20 protein-coding genes and 1 riboswitch are annotated in these 16,620 nt (G+C 56.5%); of the genes, 7 read left to right on the top strand and 13 right to left on the bottom strand.

All coding sequences use genetic code 11. The annotated features are described in order from the left end of the window. Positions 1–429 precede the first annotated feature (429 nt). Complete coding sequence (locus P1U45_RS02250; RefSeq protein ID WP_301057302.1) at positions 430–1,029, bottom strand: hypothetical protein; 600 nt, start codon at positions 1,027–1,029, stop codon at positions 430–432. Positions 1,030–1,370: 341 nt separating this feature from the next. Here P1U45_RS02250 and P1U45_RS02245 point away from each other — a divergent pair, with 341 nt between their 5' ends. Then, on the top strand, positions 1,371–2,405 hold the full coding sequence (locus tag P1U45_RS02245; RefSeq protein WP_301057301.1) for a DUF4062 domain-containing protein: 1,035 nt from the start codon (positions 1,371–1,373) through the stop codon (positions 2,403–2,405). 64 nt (positions 2,406–2,469) lie between these two features. Here P1U45_RS02245 and thiC read toward each other — a convergent pair whose 3' ends face one another. The 4 genes from thiC to P1U45_RS02225 all read right to left on the bottom strand — a co-directional run bounded on the left by thiC (position 2,470) and on the right by P1U45_RS02225 (position 6,750). After that, a complete protein-coding gene (gene thiC, locus P1U45_RS02240) occupies positions 2,470–4,428 on the bottom strand; it encodes a phosphomethylpyrimidine synthase ThiC (RefSeq protein ID WP_301057300.1) in 1,959 nt (652 codons plus the stop codon). Between the two features lie 4 nt (positions 4,429–4,432). Next, complete coding sequence (locus tag P1U45_RS02235) at positions 4,433–5,020, bottom strand: hypothetical protein (protein WP_301057299.1); 588 nt, start codon at positions 5,018–5,020, stop codon at positions 4,433–4,435. After that, positions 5,016–5,174: riboswitch (TPP riboswitch) on the bottom strand. It overlaps the preceding gene by 5 nt. A 38-nt stretch (positions 5,175–5,212) precedes the next feature. Continuing rightward, the gene (locus tag P1U45_RS02230) at positions 5,213–6,061 is read right to left on the bottom strand and encodes a DMT family transporter (RefSeq protein ID WP_301057298.1); all 849 of its coding nucleotides are present in this window, start codon (positions 6,059–6,061) and stop codon (positions 5,213–5,215) included. Further along, positions 6,061–6,750, bottom strand: a complete 690-nt coding sequence (locus P1U45_RS02225; protein ID WP_301057297.1) for a hypothetical protein — start codon at positions 6,748–6,750, stop codon at positions 6,061–6,063. Before P1U45_RS02225 ends, P1U45_RS02230 begins: the two co-directional genes overlap by 1 nt. A 129-nt stretch (positions 6,751–6,879) precedes the next feature. Here P1U45_RS02225 and P1U45_RS02220 point away from each other — a divergent pair, with 129 nt between their 5' ends. The 3 genes from P1U45_RS02220 (at position 6,880) to P1U45_RS02210 (ending at position 9,113) form a co-directional block, all read left to right on the top strand. Further along, a complete protein-coding gene (locus tag P1U45_RS02220) occupies positions 6,880–8,250 on the top strand; it encodes an alpha/beta fold hydrolase (RefSeq protein WP_301057296.1) in 1,371 nt (456 codons plus the stop codon). A gap of 66 nt (positions 8,251–8,316) precedes the next feature. After that, positions 8,317–8,658 (top strand): metalloregulator ArsR/SmtB family transcription factor, encoded by a 342-nt coding sequence (locus tag P1U45_RS02215; protein WP_301057295.1) that lies wholly within the window; start codon positions 8,317–8,319, stop codon positions 8,656–8,658. Continuing rightward, a complete protein-coding gene (locus P1U45_RS02210) occupies positions 8,658–9,113 on the top strand; it encodes an SRPBCC domain-containing protein (RefSeq protein ID WP_301057294.1) in 456 nt (151 codons plus the stop codon). The genes P1U45_RS02215 and P1U45_RS02210 overlap by 1 nt, the downstream gene beginning before the upstream one ends. Positions 9,114–9,121: 8 nt before the next feature. Here the strand turns inward: P1U45_RS02210 and P1U45_RS02205 are convergent, their stop codons facing one another. Further along, the gene (locus P1U45_RS02205; protein WP_301057293.1) at positions 9,122–9,700 is read right to left on the bottom strand and encodes an NAD(P)H-dependent oxidoreductase; all 579 of its coding nucleotides are present in this window, start codon (positions 9,698–9,700) and stop codon (positions 9,122–9,124) included. A gap of 140 nt (positions 9,701–9,840) precedes the next feature. Continuing rightward, a complete protein-coding gene (locus P1U45_RS02200; RefSeq protein WP_301057292.1) occupies positions 9,841–10,356 on the bottom strand; it encodes a hypothetical protein in 516 nt (171 codons plus the stop codon). A 152-nt stretch (positions 10,357–10,508) separates the two neighbouring features. Here P1U45_RS02200 and P1U45_RS02195 point away from each other — a divergent pair, with 152 nt between their 5' ends. Continuing rightward, entirely contained in the window at positions 10,509–11,324 is an 816-nt protein-coding gene (locus P1U45_RS02195) for an arylamine N-acetyltransferase (protein WP_301057291.1), read from the top strand. Here P1U45_RS02195 and P1U45_RS02190 read toward each other — a convergent pair. The 4 genes from P1U45_RS02190 to P1U45_RS02175 all read right to left on the bottom strand — a co-directional run bounded on the left by P1U45_RS02190 (position 11,321) and on the right by P1U45_RS02175 (position 13,406). Further along, entirely contained in the window at positions 11,321–11,692 is a 372-nt protein-coding gene (locus P1U45_RS02190; protein ID WP_301057290.1) for a hypothetical protein, read from the bottom strand. The two genes, P1U45_RS02195 and P1U45_RS02190, sit on opposite strands and share 4 nt — an antisense overlap. Before the next feature lie 65 nt (positions 11,693–11,757). Then, positions 11,758–12,339 carry a hypothetical protein gene (locus tag P1U45_RS02185; protein ID WP_301057289.1) on the bottom strand — a complete coding sequence of 194 codons (582 nt, stop codon included), beginning with the start codon at positions 12,337–12,339 and terminating at the stop codon, positions 11,758–11,760. Positions 12,340–12,418: 79 nt separating this feature from the next. After that, positions 12,419–12,793: a hypothetical protein gene (locus P1U45_RS02180; RefSeq protein ID WP_301057288.1), complete on the bottom strand. Its 375-nt coding sequence runs from the start codon at positions 12,791–12,793 to the stop codon at positions 12,419–12,421. A 37-nt stretch (positions 12,794–12,830) separates the two neighbouring features. Next, positions 12,831–13,406, bottom strand: a complete 576-nt coding sequence (locus tag P1U45_RS02175; RefSeq protein WP_301057287.1) for a hypothetical protein — start codon at positions 13,404–13,406, stop codon at positions 12,831–12,833. A 165-nt stretch (positions 13,407–13,571) separates the two neighbouring features. Between P1U45_RS02175 and P1U45_RS02170 the strand changes: the two genes are divergently transcribed. Next, positions 13,572–14,609 carry an alpha/beta hydrolase gene (locus tag P1U45_RS02170; RefSeq protein WP_301057286.1) on the top strand — a complete coding sequence of 346 codons (1,038 nt, stop codon included), beginning with the start codon at positions 13,572–13,574 and terminating at the stop codon, positions 14,607–14,609. 103 nt (positions 14,610–14,712) lie between these two features. Beyond that, positions 14,713–15,090 (top strand): hypothetical protein, encoded by a 378-nt coding sequence (locus P1U45_RS02165; protein ID WP_301057285.1) that lies wholly within the window; start codon positions 14,713–14,715, stop codon positions 15,088–15,090. Positions 15,091–15,151: 61 nt separating this feature from the next. On the opposite strand, the gene fsa is transcribed toward P1U45_RS02165, so the two are convergent. Together fsa and P1U45_RS02155 are read right to left on the bottom strand one after the other, a co-directional pair. Continuing rightward, positions 15,152–15,808 (bottom strand): fructose-6-phosphate aldolase, encoded by a 657-nt coding sequence (fsa, locus tag P1U45_RS02160; protein ID WP_301057284.1) that lies wholly within the window; start codon positions 15,806–15,808, stop codon positions 15,152–15,154. A gap of 257 nt (positions 15,809–16,065) precedes the next feature. Continuing rightward, positions 16,066–16,614 carry a hypothetical protein gene (locus P1U45_RS02155; protein WP_301057283.1) on the bottom strand — a complete coding sequence of 183 codons (549 nt, stop codon included), beginning with the start codon at positions 16,612–16,614 and terminating at the stop codon, positions 16,066–16,068. Positions 16,615–16,620 lie beyond the last annotated feature (6 nt).

Here is a 16,620-nt window from a genome sequence, read left to right as displayed (position 1 = left end):
CGGGTAATCGGTGCAATGTCTGGTTTTGTTTGTTGTGCTCGGACGTGTGTCTCGCAGGCTCGACCGTCCTGCGCCTGCGCGGTCGCTTGTGAGGTTTTGTGTCTCGCCTCACGCCGCGCGGCGGCTCCGGCGGGGCGGGCTACCCGCCCGTCGCCCGGTCGGGCTGTGGCGCGCACAATACCGACGTTAGTTCTGGGTGCTCTATACGAGCAAGGCGAAGGCGCAGCCGGGTGAGCCGAATGGCGAACCGCAAAGGCGAGCAAAACTAACAAAAACATCAACACAATTATCGCCACAGAGGGGGGGCTCTGTCGCGCGGGGGAATGATGTGGGGATTTGTAGGGTGGATTAGCGCACGCGTAATCCACCATGGAAGGGGAGGCGTTCTGGTGCATTACGCCCCGGAATTTATCCGGGGCTAATAACACCCTACGCGGCGAGCCGAATGTGAGGCTCGTGCGGTGGCCAGGTGTCGGGCGCGCGAATGGGCGGACCTCGGGCAACCCTTATGGCTGTTTGTGGGCTTCGAGCGATAGACACGGATCCTGTGAATCCATGTCCGCGAGACCGTGCCCGAAGGGCGGAGGGGGCATGTCGAGGTCCGCGCTGCCATCGGGTGATGAGGCAATGCACGCAGAGCATCAGGCAGGCAAGCTCGCGCGCCAACGCCTCAGCGCATTCAAAGGTGTCTAGCGTGGTCTGAAGCTGCTCGATCAGCTCCGCAGGGGAGGCAGGCTCGGCAAATGTGTGAGACGTGGCAGGGGCGAGGTTGTCCAGGGTTGAGCGTAGAGCCTGCGCCGCAGCCGGGCATCCGGCAGCGTTCAGCTGACCGGCCGCGAGATACCGGATGGAGGCTGCTACCATCGCATTGGCAGAGCGCACCATAGAGACGATATCGGCGGGCACGACTGTATGACCCGCATGATGGAGGCGGAGGAGATAGCTCAGCAAGCGCGCAAGAAATAGCCCGACCAGCCGGTTCGGGCCGGGCAGGGTGTTTTGCGTGTCAGAGGCAGGCGCGGTAATCATCCGCCAAGTTTAGGCTCGCGGATTGATTGGTAGGATAAGTTTGTTTGGAAACTAGAAACCCCGGACATCGCCGCGCGACGGTCCGGGGTCCAGTTTTTTTCGCTGGGTCCCGGATATGCCCTGCGGCCATTCCGGGATGACAATGTGAGGTCAATTGTAGGGTGGATTAGGCGGCGCCGTAATCCACCATTGAGGCGGGTTCTTCTGGTGCGTTACGCCCCGGAATTTATCCAAGGCTAATGCACCCTACGTGTCGCGGAGTGACGCCAACTAAAAATCTTAGAGGTTGAATATATATATTTTTCTCCAATATGAGGTGATGAAATTCTCAGGGGGAAGAAATGAAAAAGAAGCTTCAAGTATTTGTGTCGAGCACCTACACGGACTTGCATCAAGAACGTCAAGCGGCGGTTCTGGCAATATTAAAGGCCGGTCATATTCCTGCAGGAATGGAGTTGTTTACGGCGGGTGATAAGGCGCAGATGACGGTCATTGAGAGATGGATCGACGAATCTGATGTGTACATGCTGATTCTTGGCGGGCGGTATGGTTCAATCGAAGAAACCACTGGTCTGAGCTATACTGAGCTAGAGTATGATTACGCCGCGGCCGCTGGTAAGAGGCTGTTTGCTGTGGTGATCAAAGAAGATGCCTTAGAGACCAAAATAAAAACTGAGGGCTCTAGTGTAATGGAGACCGAAAACCCTAAAGCCTTGAAGCAATTCAGAGAAAAAGTTTTAATGAAAATGTCGTCGTTTTTTTCGAATGAGAGTGATGTTCGCTTGGCGGTATATGAAAGCTTGTCTGACTTTTCTGCGGATTCATCGTTGAAGGGCTGGGTTTCGGCGGGCGATGCGCAAGACGTTTCTACGCTGTTGCAAGACATCAATAATCTACGAGATGAAAATGACGCACTTCGCAATGAGGTAGAGCAATTAAAAGTCAACCGAGAGCCGACGGAGGAAATGTCGAAGCCATCGCTCGATATGGAGTTGGTCGAGCTGCTTCGAAACGTCGATCTGATTATTCCAGCTCACCTAGCTAGCGGCGAGGAAGAGGAAGTGCGAAATTTATTTGATATCGCCTTTCTCAATAAGGATGCGCTCATCAGTGGCGCGTCGAACAGTGGTTCGGCATCGGATGCGGAGACTTTCTTTTACTTTAATTTACTTCCGAAGCTTCAAACACACGGATTGGCAAGTAACGAAAAAGTTGCGGGGGTGCAGTGGCGGAGAAGTTTTTTAAACCAACGTGGGATAGATCTCTTCGCTGCATTTGAGCGGAAGCTTTTGGAAAATAAAGAGCGTGAGGCCCAAAGCGCTAGTCGCCCTACCGAGTCGTCGAACAAAAAGTCGAAACAAAGTAAGGCGAAATAGCGCTATAAGGAGCTTAAGCTTTGAGGCGATGATTAGGATTTGGCTAATAAATTGAACTGTATGCCTAATCAATCGCCTCACGTTTGCTACCATCTTCCGAGAGATACAGCTCGCTGCCCATCTCAGCATATTTCTCCGACATCTCGGCCATGCCTTCTTTGATCTGCTCGCTGCTAAGGTCGGCTGTCGCCGACGCAGCTGCGCCTGCGCGGTCGCTTGTGAGGCCGGCCTCCAGATTGAGCGCCTTCTTCTCATTATCTGTCATGTTCGCGGCATAGTCGCGGACTTCGGCCGTGATCTTCATGGAGCAGAATTTCGGGCCGCACATGGAGCAGAAATGAGCCACCTTGTGCGCCTCTTTCGGCAGGGTCTGGTCGTGGAAATCGCGGGCGGTTTCCGGGTCCAGCGCGAGGTTGAACTGGTCTTCCCAGCGGAATTCAAACCGCGCACGTGAGAGCGCATCATCGCGCACCTGCGCCGCCGGATGGCCCTTGGCGAGGTCTGCCGCATGGGCGGCGAGGCGATAGGTGATGACGCCGACTTTTACATCGTCGCGGTCTGGCAGGCCGAGATGTTCCTTCGGCGTGACATAGCAGAGCATGGCCGTGCCATACCAGCCAATCATAGCCGCACCGATGCCGGACGTGATGTGGTCATACCCCGGCGCGATGTCCGTCGTAAGCGGGCCGAGTGTATAGAATGGCGCTTCGCCGCATTCACGCAGCTGCTTTTCCATATTCACCTTGATCTTGTGCATTGGCACGTGACCCGGGCCTTCAATCATCACCTGACAGCCCTTCGCCCAGGCGATTTTTGTCAGCTCGCCAAGGGTTTCAAGCTCTGCAAACTGGGCGCGGTCATTCGCGTCGGCGATAGAGCCCGGACGCAGGCCATCCCCCAGCGAGAAGCTGACGTCATAAGCGCGCATGATCTCGCAGATCTCTTCGAAATGGGTGTAGAGGAAGCTCTCTTTATGGTGGGCGAGCATCCATTTCGCCATGATGGACCCGCCGCGCGAGACAATGCCCGTGACGCGGTTGGCGGTGAGGTGGATATAGGCAAGGCGCACACCGGCGTGGATGGTGAAATAGTCGACGCCCTGCTCACACTGCTCGATCAGCGTGTCGCGATAGACTTCCCATGTGAGGTTTTCGGCAATGCCGTCCACTTTTTCCAGCGCCTGATAGATCGGCACGGTGCCGATCGGAACCGGCGAGTTGCGGATGATCCATTCGCGGGTGTTGTGAATGTTACGGCCCGTTGAAAGGTCCATCACATTGTCTGCGCCCCAACGGGTCGCCCAGACCATTTTCTCCACCTCTTCCTCAACGGAGGAGGCGACGGCAGAGTTACCGATATTGGCGTTGATCTTCACGAGGAAGTTGCGGCCGATGATTTGCGGCTCCAGCTCCGGGTGGTTGATGTTCGCCGGAATGATGGCGCGGCCTTTGGCGATCTCGTCGCGGACGAATTCAGGGGTGATGAATTCAGGGATTTCCGCGCCGAAGCTTTCGCCCTGCGCCACGGTTTCGGCAGCATTGGCAAGCGCTTCCTGACGGCCAAGGTTTTCACGCTCGGCGACGTAGATCATCTCTTTGGTGATGATGCCGGCTTTGGCGAATTCATACTGGGTGACAGGGCCGGTGCCCGTGCCGCGCAGAGGCGTGTTGCGGATCGGGAATTCGCGGGCAAGATATTTGCCCGTCGCGCCGCCATTGTCTTCCGGTTTGACGTCGCGGCCTTCATATTCCTCGACATGGCCACGCTCTTTCACCCATGCGGTACGGGTGCGCGGCAGGCCTTTTTCGACGTTGATCTCTACGTTCGGGTCTGAATACGGGCCGGACGTGTCATACACAGGCACAGGCGGTTCGTTCGCTGTCGGGTGCAGGTCGATCTCACGGCGCGGCACGGCAATGCTCGGGTCTGCCTTCGGGTGTGTGTAGACCTTGCGGCTGGCTGGCAGCGGGCCGGTTGTGACTTTCGGGGTCTCGAATTCGGACTGGTCAGTAGGTTTGTTCATGGTCTCAGAATTCCATAATTTGGCGAGCGAGGCGCATTATAAAGGCGCTTTTCTGCTCGCGTTTCAGGTCATAGGTTTGTGTGAGGTGATCCGCGATTTGAGGAAGGTCTGGCACGCCGGCAATCGACGGTAACACCCATTGCTTTGTGTTGGGCGGCGTCGTCTCAGCGGAGATACGGCGGACTTCTACCGTGTCACCGAATGCCAGAAACCGTGCGCCTTCAGGCATATAAAGCTGCGCCTGCGGAAGGTTCGTTAGTTCGTAGATGTGCCCTTCGGCCGCTTTCAGCAGGCGTTGATTGGTCAGGCAGAAATAGCGGGTCAGACGCGTTCTGAAGATAAGGAATTGCCCGATCACAGTGAGGACCGTGAAACCAAGCATAACTAATCCCTCTCTCGCAGTCAGTTCCTCCAGCGCACCGGTCGCGAAAACGGCTGCCAGGGCGAGCATGATCACGTCTGCAAGGATCATAGCAGCGACGATAAGCGTGAGTGTTTCCGTACCTTTTGCGGCCCATACGATTTTCTCACCCGGTGATAACATGGGTGCAAATAAGGCTCTGGCCTTGGGGTCTTTGGTGAAACTCTGCATGTGCCGTCTCCGTTCCTACGCCGGTCTAAACCGGATCAGGTTCAAAGGGTGCTCATTTACAGTGGCCTGACAGTTCGGGCGGAAAACCGGTTCCCACTTTTCCTAACTGGCAGGCTTGATCTCAGCCGGTGCACCGGCGCCCCTCGGATATTGGGTAAACCTAGTTCAGTTGCTCTGATTTGGGAAGGGGCGTCAGCGCGGCTTTCGGCGAAGCGTGGCAAGGCCGACGCCGCCCAGAATAACCGCAGCAGACAGGGCAAGGCGGAGCGTCAACGGCTCGCTCAGGAAAAGCACCCCGCCAAGGGCTGCGATCGCGGGAACTGTGAGCTGTAATATGCCGGCCTGAGCGCGGCCGAGGGCAGGCAGGACGCCGTACCAGATCGCATAGCCGATACCCGATGTGATGATGCCAGAGGCGAGGGCTGCCGCAATCGCCGTATTGCCCGGCAGGGCTTCGGGCTGAGTGACAAAGACAAGAGGCGTCAGGAGTAGGGCGATCAGGCTGGCGCGGAGGAAGTTTCCGGCTGTGTCGCGCGTTGGCGCTTTGCTGGACCGGCCTATCAGCGAATAAGCGCCCCAGCCCATGCCGGCGGCCATCATGGAGAGGATGGCAAGGCCGGAAGACGGCGCACTGAGGCTCGGCGATAACAGCCAGACGAGCGCACCGAATGCCGCAATCAGGCCAGCCCATTGCAGGGCGGAGAGCCGCTCACCTGTCTTCAGAGCCCAGCCGACCATGGTGAACTGAACAACGGCGAACAGGACCAGCGCGCCAAAGCCTGCGCCAAGCGCCAGATAGGCGTAGCTGAAACCGGCCACATAGACGAGCAGGCTCGCCGCCCCTCTCCAGCTGCCAGTGCCTTTCAGCTTCAGGCGCACCAGAATGGAGAGCGCCAATGCGCCGGAAATGAGGCGGATGAGTGTGAAACTCCACGCGCCGCTCGCGCCATCGACAAGCGCAAAGCGCGCCAGCACCGAATTGGCGGCAAAGGCGATCATGGCAAGACTGCCAAGAAGGAGGATACGAAGCGTGGAAGGCATCAGCCCCAGGTCCTGAATAGACCTTGGCGTGCAGCTTTTTCTTCTTCGGTTTCGGGTGGTTTCGACGCCTCACTCTGTTCCTGTTGCGCGATTTTTTCCCGTTGCGCGATGTTCTTTTGCTTTTGCGCGAGCAGAGCGTTTAGATGTTTTGCGGCTATGTGAATGTCCGATGCATTCATGATTTTTCTTGGCATGACGCTGCCAGACAGGTGCAGCCGGAACGTGTAAACGAAGGGTCTGAGAAATATGCTGCCCTGGTTGCCATCTATTACCTGAACAACGACGTATTCGATCTCGTCGGGTGGAACTGATCGGACCATGTGTGGGAAAAAATCATTTAGAATGATGAGCCGAGCATCGGTCACGGCGTAGGCGAAGCGGTTCGCCCGCACAACGCACCAAATCGATACTACTCCGTGCCAGAGCCACGCTATCGCGATCATAAGAGCTAAGATGCTAAAGAGAGACAGTGACCGCCACGATGCTAAAAATATCTGTGACATTGGCGTCAGCGTGATCATCGACCAACCGATGAGAACAAAAATCAGAAGCAAAACATACAGTGTCTTCACGTCTGCGGTTGCGCGACATTTTTCAGCGACCCAAAGAACGTTTTCATCCGGCGCCAGATGTTCGCGAAGATACGCATCAATGCGGTCTGATTTGAAGCGTATTTCGGGTTGCGACAAGAACGTCTCCTGAGAACGGGGCAGGTTGATATTAGCCGCGTCTTCACCCTCTACAAGCGCAAGCTGAAAACATCTTCGTGTGGAACTTCTTCGATTGAACAGTGTTCACCGGTGATGCATAGATCAGGGATGAAGTTCAGACGTACGCCGCTTTCGCGTTTCTTTCCTGTCGTTCTTGCGGCACTCAGCCTTTCGGCCTGTATCTCGGGGCCGAACAACCGGTTGATGGTGAGGCCGGTTCCCGACGAGGAAGCGCGTGAGTCCGCGAGCGTACTGGTGGTATCAACGCGGGCCCGTTCTGATGAGCCGGGCGTTGTTTATTCCGGCGAGCGGTCTCCGCGAGGCGAGATTTCTATCATCAACATTGCCGCGCCACCTGATCACCAGACAGGGCGTCTTGAATTGCCGCATGATGGCTCAAGGCTGGATGCGAACGAGCATTTCGTCACGAACAGCATTGATTATATCGGCGAGAACCCGACCGAACGGGTTGTGTCCTGGTTCGAGCAACAAGTCGAAGACGGCAGTGTGCTGATTTTCGTGCACGGCTATAATGTGACCTTTGATGCGGCTGTGTTTGGCCTCGCGCAGATGAAGCTCGACTCTGGCATGCGTCAGGCACCTGTTCTGTTTGCATGGCCATCCAGCGGGCGGTTGAACGGGTATCTATATGACCGTGAGAGCGCGAATTACTCACGTGATGATCTGGAAAATCTGATCACCGGCATCGCCAACCGCGAGGAAGTGCGTGACATCACTATCTTCGCGCACTCCATGGGCAGCTGGCTCACCATGGAAGCGCTTCGACAGTATTCCATCCGGAATGGCGGGTTGAATGACAAGATTACGAATGTTGTCCTCGCGTCTCCCGATCTCGATGTGGATGTGTTCTGGCGACAGATGGAAACGCTCGGTCCGGATCGTCCGCCTTTCACCATTCTGGTGACGCAGGATGACCGCGCGCTCTGGTTTTCGCGGCTGATTGCTGGGGCCTCCCGGCTCGGCGGTACAGACCCGACCAGCCCTGAAGTGCTGGAGCGTTTGCAGGAAGCGGGCGGGATCACGGTTCTGGACCTGACTGATGTGCCGGGCGGTGACCGTATGCGCCATTCAAGCTTCCTGACAGCGCCAGATATTGTGGGCCATCTGGGCAGTGCCATCCTCAATGAGAATGCTCTGGTCAGAAACTATGATGCGACACGGGGCATAGTGCTGGATGTCGGCCATCTGCTGACAGCGCCGCTTCGCATTGGTGATGAGGTTGATCCGCTGGTGTTTGTGCCGCGTGACATGCCTGAGGATAATCAGGCGCCGGGCGCTTTCCCGCGCTTCAGGCCTGCCTATGCGGTTGAAGACGGTGAAGTGATCGAGGTGATGGTTGAAGAGCCTGCGAGCGAAGCTGGTGCCGAGGACGGTAGCAAAGATGAAGCCGATGCAGGTGCTGAGGCTGATGCTGAGGCGCCAGAGCCGGTCCAGCCCGTGCCAGCTCAGAACGACTAATCGAACAATACAAAGCCAATTGGCTAACTATCTTGACGGGTGCCTGCTGCGCTGATACTTAGCTTTATGGCTAACTTTAATTCATCTACGCAAAGTCAGATTGATCTCGGGTTTCATGCGCTCGCCGATACAACGCGGCGGGCCGTGATTGCGAGGCTTCAGCAGGGGGAGGCGGCAGCAACAGAGCTCGCCGAACCGTTCGAGATGGCCCTGCCAAGCTTCATGAAGCATTTGAAAGTGCTGGAAGCCGGGGGGCTGATCACCACGCGAAAGGAAGGGCGCAAGCGTATCTGCTCGCTTGATCAGAAGGCGCTCGCCCGGCTTTCAGGGTGGATCAACGAGTATGAAAAAGGGTGGCAGAACCGGCTGGACCGGATGGACGCCATGTTCAATGAAGGGGACGAATAATGACCGCACTTATGCAGCACCGAACATCGGTTTTAGAGAAACATTTTAACGTCAGCCCGGCACGCGTGTTTGCCGCCTGGGCTGATCTGGAGCAGCGGGCGAAATGGAATTCACCATCTGATGATGTCGTGATCCGCTACACCGAAGATGACTTCTCTGTAGGTGGAAAAGACGTATCGCTCTGTCTGGTGGGGGACCATATCGTGGCTGAGGTGGTGGGCGTTTATCACCACATCGTGGCAGGCGAGCAGATTATCTATACCGAAATCATCAAGTCGGAAGATCAGGTGCAGGGCGTCAGTCAGGTGTCTGTCGGCATCGCCCCTGAAGGGGATGGCACGCATATGGTGGTAACGCTGCAGACGGCGGCTGTCTCTAGTGGCGATATTCTTGACGAAGTTGCAGCAGGGTGGACTGCGGCGATGGCGAAAATGCAAGCCGTTCTGGAGGCGTAAACGGCTCGCTAGCCGGCGATCTTTGCGCCTCGTGCTCTGGCTTCATTGATCCAGCGTGTGAGCTTCTCCGGCTTAGCGGACTTCACTGTGCCCATTTGTTTGACCTGAAGCGGCTTGATGCCGGAAAACTTCAGGACGAGGTTTTTTACCTGATGCTGTGCGGGTGAGCCATAGGCGAGCCGGTCGAAGAAGGCTGGTGCATCGGCGGTGATCATCACGTCGGCTGTGCGCCCTGTGAGCAGCTTGTCCCACCAGGGATCATTCTCATGATAATTCATGGCAAAGCCGGGCAGAAAGGCGCGGTCCAGAACGCCTTTCATCTTGGCAGGCATGCCGCCCCACCATTGCGGATATACCCACAGCATATGGTCGGTCCATAGGAGCGTTTCACGCCATTCTTCAAGGCAGGGCTCCAGTGTTTTGCGCTGCGTGTAGCCAAAGGTGAGATCCGGATCGAACGACATATCGTGGAGGTTCATCCGGCGGATGTCGGCGCCTCGCTCGGCCGCGCCCTCGGCGTAAGCATCTGCCAGTGCGTGACAGAAAGACGTTTCGCGTGGATGCCCCACCCAGATGAAGAGTTTCAACGCTTCGTTCCCCAAATCGACTCCGGTACCATACCTTAAAGGTCAGACTTTATAAGGTGCGCCCTTGTCGCAGGTGGGAGTTTTAGTCATCGCCGCGGTAGTAGAGCATTTGCGCCGACTGCGTGCGCCGGACTTTTATATCAGGATGTTCTTTTTGTGCGCCTGACAGTAGTGCCAAGCGCATCGGCTATGGTATTGGCAATCTGGATTGCGTCGCCGTCAGGGAAGATAAGAAGCGGTCGGCGTAGCGCCTTGCCGATTCGTTTGTGACCCGACGGGGTCCGATTGATAAGGATCACAGGCTTACCCACGCGCATGAGCCTGACTATTTTGATGTCGCCCGGGAAAATATCGATTTGCTGGCCTGACTTCTTGTTGATGACAATCAGTTGTCCTCTGGCAAGAAAAAATGAGTCGGCCTTGGACTTAATTAACTCACGACCGACAGAGAAAAGTGCAAAGATAACAAGCCAGAGATAAATGAAAGCATCGGTCCAGCGAAAGTTCGATCCGTATATAACGATGATGATAAGCGTCGTTAACATCGCCGAGAAAGTGAGCTTTAGAATAAAGCGCATGGCGAAGGGCACGATTGAAACACGATCGTTCTGATCCTGACTCCAGAGAAAAGTCTGTGTCACATTCTCGCTGTCCATGCGTTGCCCTTTTTGTGCATTTCGCTCCGACTTAAATTGCTAATTGTGCGTGTGGTGTCTGTAAAGGGCTTTGATGACGCTTGATTTTACGCTTATGCGTAAGCGACTTCCGAGCGCTTGCCGTAGCTATGTAACTGCTCCACAAGGCGGGTATGAACCTCACCGATTACCTCAACCGTATCAGCTATAGCGCGCCGCTGCGTGTCGATCTTGAGACGCTGAACGGGCTGATTGAGGCACATGTGCGGGCGGTGCCGTTCGAAAATCTCGATATCTATGCCGAACGCACTGTCGAGTGGTCGCTTGAGGCCGCCTATGACGAGATCGTCACGCGCAAACAGGGCGGCTGGTGTTTTGAAATGAACACGCTGTTTGAATGGGTGCTCAGCGAAATCGGTTTTGAGGTGACACGACTGTCTGGCGGTGTGCGGCGCAAGAAAATGGGCGATGTCGCGCTTGGAAACCACCTTTGCCTGATGGTGTCGCTGGACCGCGACTATCTGGTGGATGTCGGCTTTGGCGGCTCGCAGATTTCAGCCATTGCGCTGGAGGAAGCCGAAACGCTGCATCGTCCGCTACGCATGGCTCTCTTGGATGCGGGGGATGGATACTGGCGTATGCATGAGGGCGGCTGGCGCTCTGCCATGAGTTATGACTTTCGCGCCGAGCCAGCTGATAACGCGCTTCTGCAGCGCCAGCACGATGTGCAGGTGGAAGACCCGAACTCGATCTTTCGCAAGACGATGACGGCGAAGATCAGGCGTGGGCGGTCCTATCACACGCTGCGTGGTCAGGTGCTCGAAACCAATCATCCGGGCAGTAAGGACGCGCCGCGTATCATTGAATCGGTCGATGAGATGAGAACCGTGCTGCGTGATCTGTTCGGGCTGGAAGAGCCGGACCTTGAACGCCTCTGGCCCATGCTGACGGCGCGCCGCAGGCAGATGTTTCCGCGTTCTGATGCCTAGCGCGCAAACTTGCGCTGCATGTCCATGACAAACCGGATGGTGTTCTCGATATAGTGGGAATTGGCCATCAGCCCGCCGACGACAAAAGCTGGCCAGAGGTCAAAGTGGCTGACGGGACCCGTATGGAACACAAGGATCAGAATGGTCGGCCCGAACAGGCTGAATGCAATGATCATCCGGCCAATCCATGCGCCCGCTTTGAACGGTGAGATCGCTCCGAAGGCAAAAGCGGCGATCAGCCCGAAGAAATAGCTGGTCTCACCGGCGCTTCGGTCTTCAACGGCCCAGAGGAACACGAAAAAGGCCATGCCGAATACGCAGGCCGCCATGATGATGACATGGGTTATGTTCTTGGGTGTGATGAGCATAAGCGTCCCTCCACCTGCAGTTTAGCAATGGAGGCTGGCGCTCCGGTTAAGGAAATCCGTAAAACTTAAAGAGAGGTCGTCCCGTCAGCCTGCCGCTTGGCAGCGATCACCCAGGCGATTTTGTACTGCACGTCCCGCGGTGCAGCGACGCTGGACAATCGCAAAAAGCGCCCCGGTTTATGAGTGTTTGTGTAGTAATCAGGTGAGCGGATGACGATGTCGCCGACCTCGTTTCGCTCGTTCAGTTCAATCGAGGAATTCGGGCCAATCAGGTACTGAAACGCGTTCCCCCAAATAACCAGCATCGGGATGAAGGCGATGGCGCGATTGGTCGTCACGAGATACCAGGTATTGCGAAACTGACCTCGGATGATGAAAAACAGGCTGACGGCGGCAATCGCAATCACAACGCCAAAGCTCCCGAGCACGATCGGCAGACTTTCAGGATCATCCATAATCACCGGAATTTGCATCAATAGGACGACCAGCGCGCAGACGATCATGATGATGATCGGCGCCTTTTTGATGCGGGCGGGCTGGCCGGACCAGATCAGCTGCTCTTCAGGCAGCATCATGCTTTGAAGCAGTTTTACCGCCTTTACGGGCAGTTCGTTCTCCGTGCCGTCAGTGACTGAGTGTTCTGGCATCTGGCCCCTGTCGCTTAAACGCCTGTTTTGCGCTTAGTGGAACCGTAAAACAGGCGGTTTGCAAGCAGAAGATGGCCGGTCAGATGTGCTCGCGCAGCCAGTCTGTGTCGCGCGCCATAAAGCAGCGAATGGCAAATTCGGCATCTGCATGGCCAACGCCCTGGCGGTCACCCGTCGCGGCATTGGCGCCACCATCGCTGATCATGTTCCAGCTGATGTGATAGCTGCCGTCCGTCTTCGGGAGGAGGGTGATCCAGCTCTCGGTTGTCTGGTCGGTCACGCCCAGAACAGGCGGGCAGGCCTCGCCCTGAATGCCGCCGGAAGCTTCGAATTTCTGAAGATGCGGTGGCCAGTCATATTCGTTCAGGAGCGAGATGGCCGGGCTTGCCGATTCAACCGGCTGGTCCACGACATTGTTGTAATCGAGATCCTGAATCCACAGTGAGAAAGTCATGTTTCGTCCCCTTTTTGTCCTCACATTGGAGCGGCCATCAACGCCTGTTCATCAGCGCGTTGAGGTGGTCGGCCGCCGTTTCAACATTCGTGATGTTCATCAGCCTGCGCGGCATCAGGAAGTTCCAGTGCCCGCGATACTTGCGGAACATGTGAACCAGCTGAGGCCGTCTCAGCTTGATGCTGCCGCGCGTCCCGTTTGCAGAAACCTTCACGAACTGAATCTCTTCTGGCGGCATGGTTCGGCAGAGTGAGGGCGGAAATGTGTTCATAATAAGTAAGCGCTCACTTGTTATTGCGTAAGCGAAGCTGAACGATTGGAGGAAGGCAAAGGCCGGCATGCCGAAGGCGGCCAGCGTGACCACCGTCGCCCAGATATAGTAGACGAAGGAGAAGGGATTGGTGTCGCGGAAGATGTCGAACATCAGATGGGAGGGCATGTAGAAGACCGCGAGGTAAACCACGGCAGCGCCTATGGCCGAATAGACCAAATAGAAGATCTGAAGATCCAGCGCTGCGCGGCAGTTTTCATCTGTCCAGAGCACGGTTTCGCCGGGCTTTAGTTTCTTCTGTAGCTTCCGGTTCAACTTCCGGCTGGCAAACTCTGCGCTCATTCTCTGTCCCCCGTTCCATCCGCCACGCTAGAGCGGGCAGCGGATGTTGGGAAGCGCCGCGCTGTAAAAACTAAACAAATTTAGCAGTCATATTGACTGTAGCGGACTCTCATGAGTTCCTTCCGATAACCCTGAAAAAATAATGGGGTGAATAGGGAGAATATCATGAACATCAAACGATCTACTGCGAGTGTCGCAGGGATATGCGGTGCGCTGTTTGCGCTCGCCGCTTGTGAGACAACGCCGCCTGCTGCGCCGCTCACGCTCAGTGCTGCAGCTTGCACGCCGCCACCGGTGGACCGCTGCGTGCGCGGTGAGGATTGCGGCGCGCTCGTCATCGAACAGGGGCCTGCCGTGAACCCTGAAACAGGCCGGAATTATTATCTCGATTACTCATGCGATTTGCGCGAAGGCGAACCCGTAACGGTCGTGTTGAACCTCCATGGTGGAGGCTCCTTTGGGAACTGGCAGCGTCATTACTTCCCGATCGCCGATTATGTGGACGAGTATAATCTTGTTGTCGCGACCCCGAATGCGCCGCCGCAGCGCTGGGCCGAAGTCGATGACGAACATCTGCAGGGCATTGTCACCAATCTGATCGACGAGATTGGCGCAGAGAATATTGATGCCTTCTGGCTGGCCGGTCACTCCCAGGGCGGAATGACATCGCGCCGCATCGTCTGCACGCCATTCTTTGAGGACAAGGTGGATGGTCTTCTCAGCCTGTCGGGTGGCCGGATCAGCCGCGCGCAGATCTCGCCGAACTTCTACCGCCCGAGCCGTGGTGAAACGGGGCCGCGTCCGCCACGTGAATATCCGCCGGAAGTTCTGCCTCAGTGCGAGTTCAGCCATATCTACACAACCGGCGAGCTTGAGATCGTCGAACTGCCGGATACATCCAGCTGGGCCGATCAACTTGGCTGTGATGCGCGCGTTCGCGAAGAGGACATCGTCGATACGCTTGGCGGGTATGTGTTCGACTCGCAGGCGCAGGCCAATCCGAACCCTGTCTGGGGTCTGATGCCGGGACCGGGAACAGCAGAAGTCTTCAACTATCCAGACTGTGATGACGGACGCGTGGTGGCAGACGTTATTCGCCTCGATAAAGGCCATACCGAGGGGCTGGAACCTGAAGTCACGCAGGCGCTGATTGAGCTGATGCTCAGTGCATCAGGCGGCAAGATCGCTGCATCTGAAGGCTGATCTGACAGCTCCATTTGGAAGAGGGCGCCTGTGCTGGCGCCCTTTTTTGTTGCCGATAGTCCCCACGGGGCGCATGCTTGACCTGAAACAAGGGGGATAAACGATGCGAAATCTGATCATCATCACATCTGGCGTGCTGCTCGCGGCCTGTGCGACCGAGGTTCCGGTGGCTGAACGCCCGCAGGTCGAAGCAACAGAAGCTTTTGTGGCGGCGAATGCGGAAACCTGCCGGGACGCAGGCGGTGATTATGTGCGCGACGGTATGCGCGGATGGTATCAGTGCGTCTACCCTTATCCGGATGCCGGTGAGCCGTGCTTTGACAGTTCAGAGTGTGAGGGCCAGTGCCGCGCAGATATTGCGGGAAGCAACATGCTGCCGGAAGGCTCGATGACAGGAACGTGCCAGATGACGACCAGCCCGTTCGGTTGCTATGCGACCGTTGAGAATGGACAGGTCGGCGCTACGCTCTGCGTTGATTAGATAACGAAAAAGCGCAGACCGTGAGGCCTGCGCTTTTATTCTGTTCAATTTGTGTGACGTGTCACAGAATTGATTGCTTGGTGGACGCAACGTCTTTCATGAACGCCTCAAGACCGGCATCTGTCAGCGGGTGCTTGAAGAGCTGGTGAATAACTTTTGGCGGAATGGTTGCAACATCAGCGCCCATTTTCGCAGCTTCCATCAGGTGGATCGGGTTACGGATGGACGCGACCAGAACCTCTGTGTGGATGTCCGGGTACATGGAGTAGACCTGACAAATGTCAGCGATGAGACCCATGCCGTCTTGTGCGATGTCATCAAGACGACCCACGAATGGTGAGATGTATGTCGCGCCAGCCTTTGCAGCCAGAAGCGCCTGCGCCGAAGAGAAGCACAGCGTGACGTTCGTCTTGATGCCTTCCTGGCTCAGCGCGTAGCAGGCTTTGATGCCGTCAAATGTAAGTGGCAGTTTCACGACGAGATTGTCAGCAATCTCTGCGAGCTTCTTGCCTTCGGCGATCATGTCTGCAGCGACAGTCGTTGTGACCTCGCCGGAAACAGGACCCGGAACCAGTGCGCAGATCTCTTTCAGAACTTCGAGAATGTTGCGGCCGGATTTGGCGATCAGCGACGGGTTGGTCGTGACGCCGTTCAGAAGGCCGGTTTCCAGAAGGGCTTTGATTTCGTCAATTTCAGCTGTGTCGACAAAGAATTTCATCTGAGTGCCCCTGTATTGGCAGGTGGGATTTGCCCCTCTTTACGGAGAATGGGCGTCTGGCGAAAGCCTTTTCTGAGCGCGACTGGCTGCAATCAGGCGGTTTTGGGCTTCAGTTCAATCCATATCTGCTCGGACTGGGCGACGCATGTGCCGTCGGCGCGATAGATGGCTGTGCCTGCGCCATGTTTGCGCCCGTCATGGAAGTTCAGCCAGCCGGCAACGGTGAGTGTCTCACCAGCGTTCGGGCGCTCATGAATCTACGTGGTCATCTGACCGAGCACCATCGGGTTCTCCTGATTGCCAATGGCAAAGGCGCCCGGGCAATCCAGCGCCGCCCAGAGAAATTCGGCGCGCACGCGACCTGTCTCATCGCAGAAGCTTTCGTCCGGCGTCCAGAGATCGCCAACGCCGTCATAGCCTTCAAGTCGGCCGGTAAAGAGGCAGAGCCCGTCGCCCGGTTCGCGCAGAGGGCCGCAGACGAAACAGGCCGGAAAGACATGTTCTTCAGCCGAGTTGAAAGTTTCAGGGCCTTTCGCGGCAAGGCTTTGGGCGGGCGCTTCGGGCGCGGCGTTCAGAGGATCAGCCGGGCGGGCTTTGATAATGAGCGTCTCGCCGAGTGTGGCATCAAGACCATCATCTGACGTTATGACGCTCAGCGGCGTATCGAGCGGAGGCGGCGCGCGCAGTTGAACGAGCACAGCGCCGGAGGCTTGGATCTCTTTGGCCAGCAGCCCGCCAGAGTAACCGCCATTTCCGGAGCCCGGCGGTCCGTTAAAGCGGCTGCCAATCGTGATCGTATCTGTCATGCCTGT

The sequence above is a fragment of the Ponticaulis sp. genome (assembly GCF_029210165.1).
Classification (GTDB): domain Bacteria; phylum Pseudomonadota; class Alphaproteobacteria; order Caulobacterales; family Hyphomonadaceae; genus Ponticaulis.
Note: the sequence above shows the minus strand (reverse complement) of the source record. Positions and strands in the feature narration are given on the sequence as shown.

What these genes read in the sequence shown, in the direction of transcription:
- P1U45_RS02250 (WP_301057302.1), bottom strand. Translation starts at nt 1,029, where the DNA reads ATGATTACCGCGCCTGCCTCTGACACGCAAAACACCCTGCCCGGCCCG.
- P1U45_RS02245 (WP_301057301.1), top strand. Translation starts at nt 1,371, where the DNA reads ATGAAAAAGAAGCTTCAAGTATTTGTGTCGAGCACCTACACGGACTTG.
- thiC (WP_301057300.1), bottom strand. Translation starts at nt 4,428, where the DNA reads ATGAACAAACCTACTGACCAGTCCGAATTCGAGACCCCGAAAGTCACA.
- P1U45_RS02235 (WP_301057299.1), bottom strand. Translation starts at nt 5,020, where the DNA reads ATGCAGAGTTTCACCAAAGACCCCAAGGCCAGAGCCTTATTTGCACCC.
- P1U45_RS02230 (WP_301057298.1), bottom strand. Translation starts at nt 6,061, where the DNA reads ATGCCTTCCACGCTTCGTATCCTCCTTCTTGGCAGTCTTGCCATGATC.
- P1U45_RS02220 (WP_301057296.1), top strand. Translation starts at nt 6,880, where the DNA reads ATGAAGTTCAGACGTACGCCGCTTTCGCGTTTCTTTCCTGTCGTTCTT.
- P1U45_RS02215 (WP_301057295.1), top strand. Translation starts at nt 8,317, where the DNA reads ATGGCTAACTTTAATTCATCTACGCAAAGTCAGATTGATCTCGGGTTT.
- P1U45_RS02210 (WP_301057294.1), top strand. Translation starts at nt 8,658, where the DNA reads ATGACCGCACTTATGCAGCACCGAACATCGGTTTTAGAGAAACATTTT.
- P1U45_RS02200 (WP_301057292.1), bottom strand. Translation starts at nt 10,356, where the DNA reads ATGGACAGCGAGAATGTGACACAGACTTTTCTCTGGAGTCAGGATCAG.
- P1U45_RS02195 (WP_301057291.1), top strand. Translation starts at nt 10,509, where the DNA reads ATGAACCTCACCGATTACCTCAACCGTATCAGCTATAGCGCGCCGCTG.
- P1U45_RS02190 (WP_301057290.1), bottom strand. Translation starts at nt 11,692, where the DNA reads ATGCTCATCACACCCAAGAACATAACCCATGTCATCATCATGGCGGCC.
- P1U45_RS02185 (WP_301057289.1), bottom strand. Translation starts at nt 12,339, where the DNA reads ATGCCAGAACACTCAGTCACTGACGGCACGGAGAACGAACTGCCCGTA.
- P1U45_RS02180 (WP_301057288.1), bottom strand. Translation starts at nt 12,793, where the DNA reads ATGACTTTCTCACTGTGGATTCAGGATCTCGATTACAACAATGTCGTG.
- P1U45_RS02175 (WP_301057287.1), bottom strand. Translation starts at nt 13,406, where the DNA reads ATGAGCGCAGAGTTTGCCAGCCGGAAGTTGAACCGGAAGCTACAGAAG.
- P1U45_RS02170 (WP_301057286.1), top strand. Translation starts at nt 13,572, where the DNA reads ATGAACATCAAACGATCTACTGCGAGTGTCGCAGGGATATGCGGTGCG.
- P1U45_RS02165 (WP_301057285.1), top strand. Translation starts at nt 14,713, where the DNA reads ATGCGAAATCTGATCATCATCACATCTGGCGTGCTGCTCGCGGCCTGT.
- fsa (WP_301057284.1), bottom strand. Translation starts at nt 15,808, where the DNA reads ATGAAATTCTTTGTCGACACAGCTGAAATTGACGAAATCAAAGCCCTT.
- P1U45_RS02155 (WP_301057283.1), bottom strand. Translation starts at nt 16,614, where the DNA reads ATGACAGATACGATCACGATTGGCAGCCGCTTTAACGGACCGCCGGGC.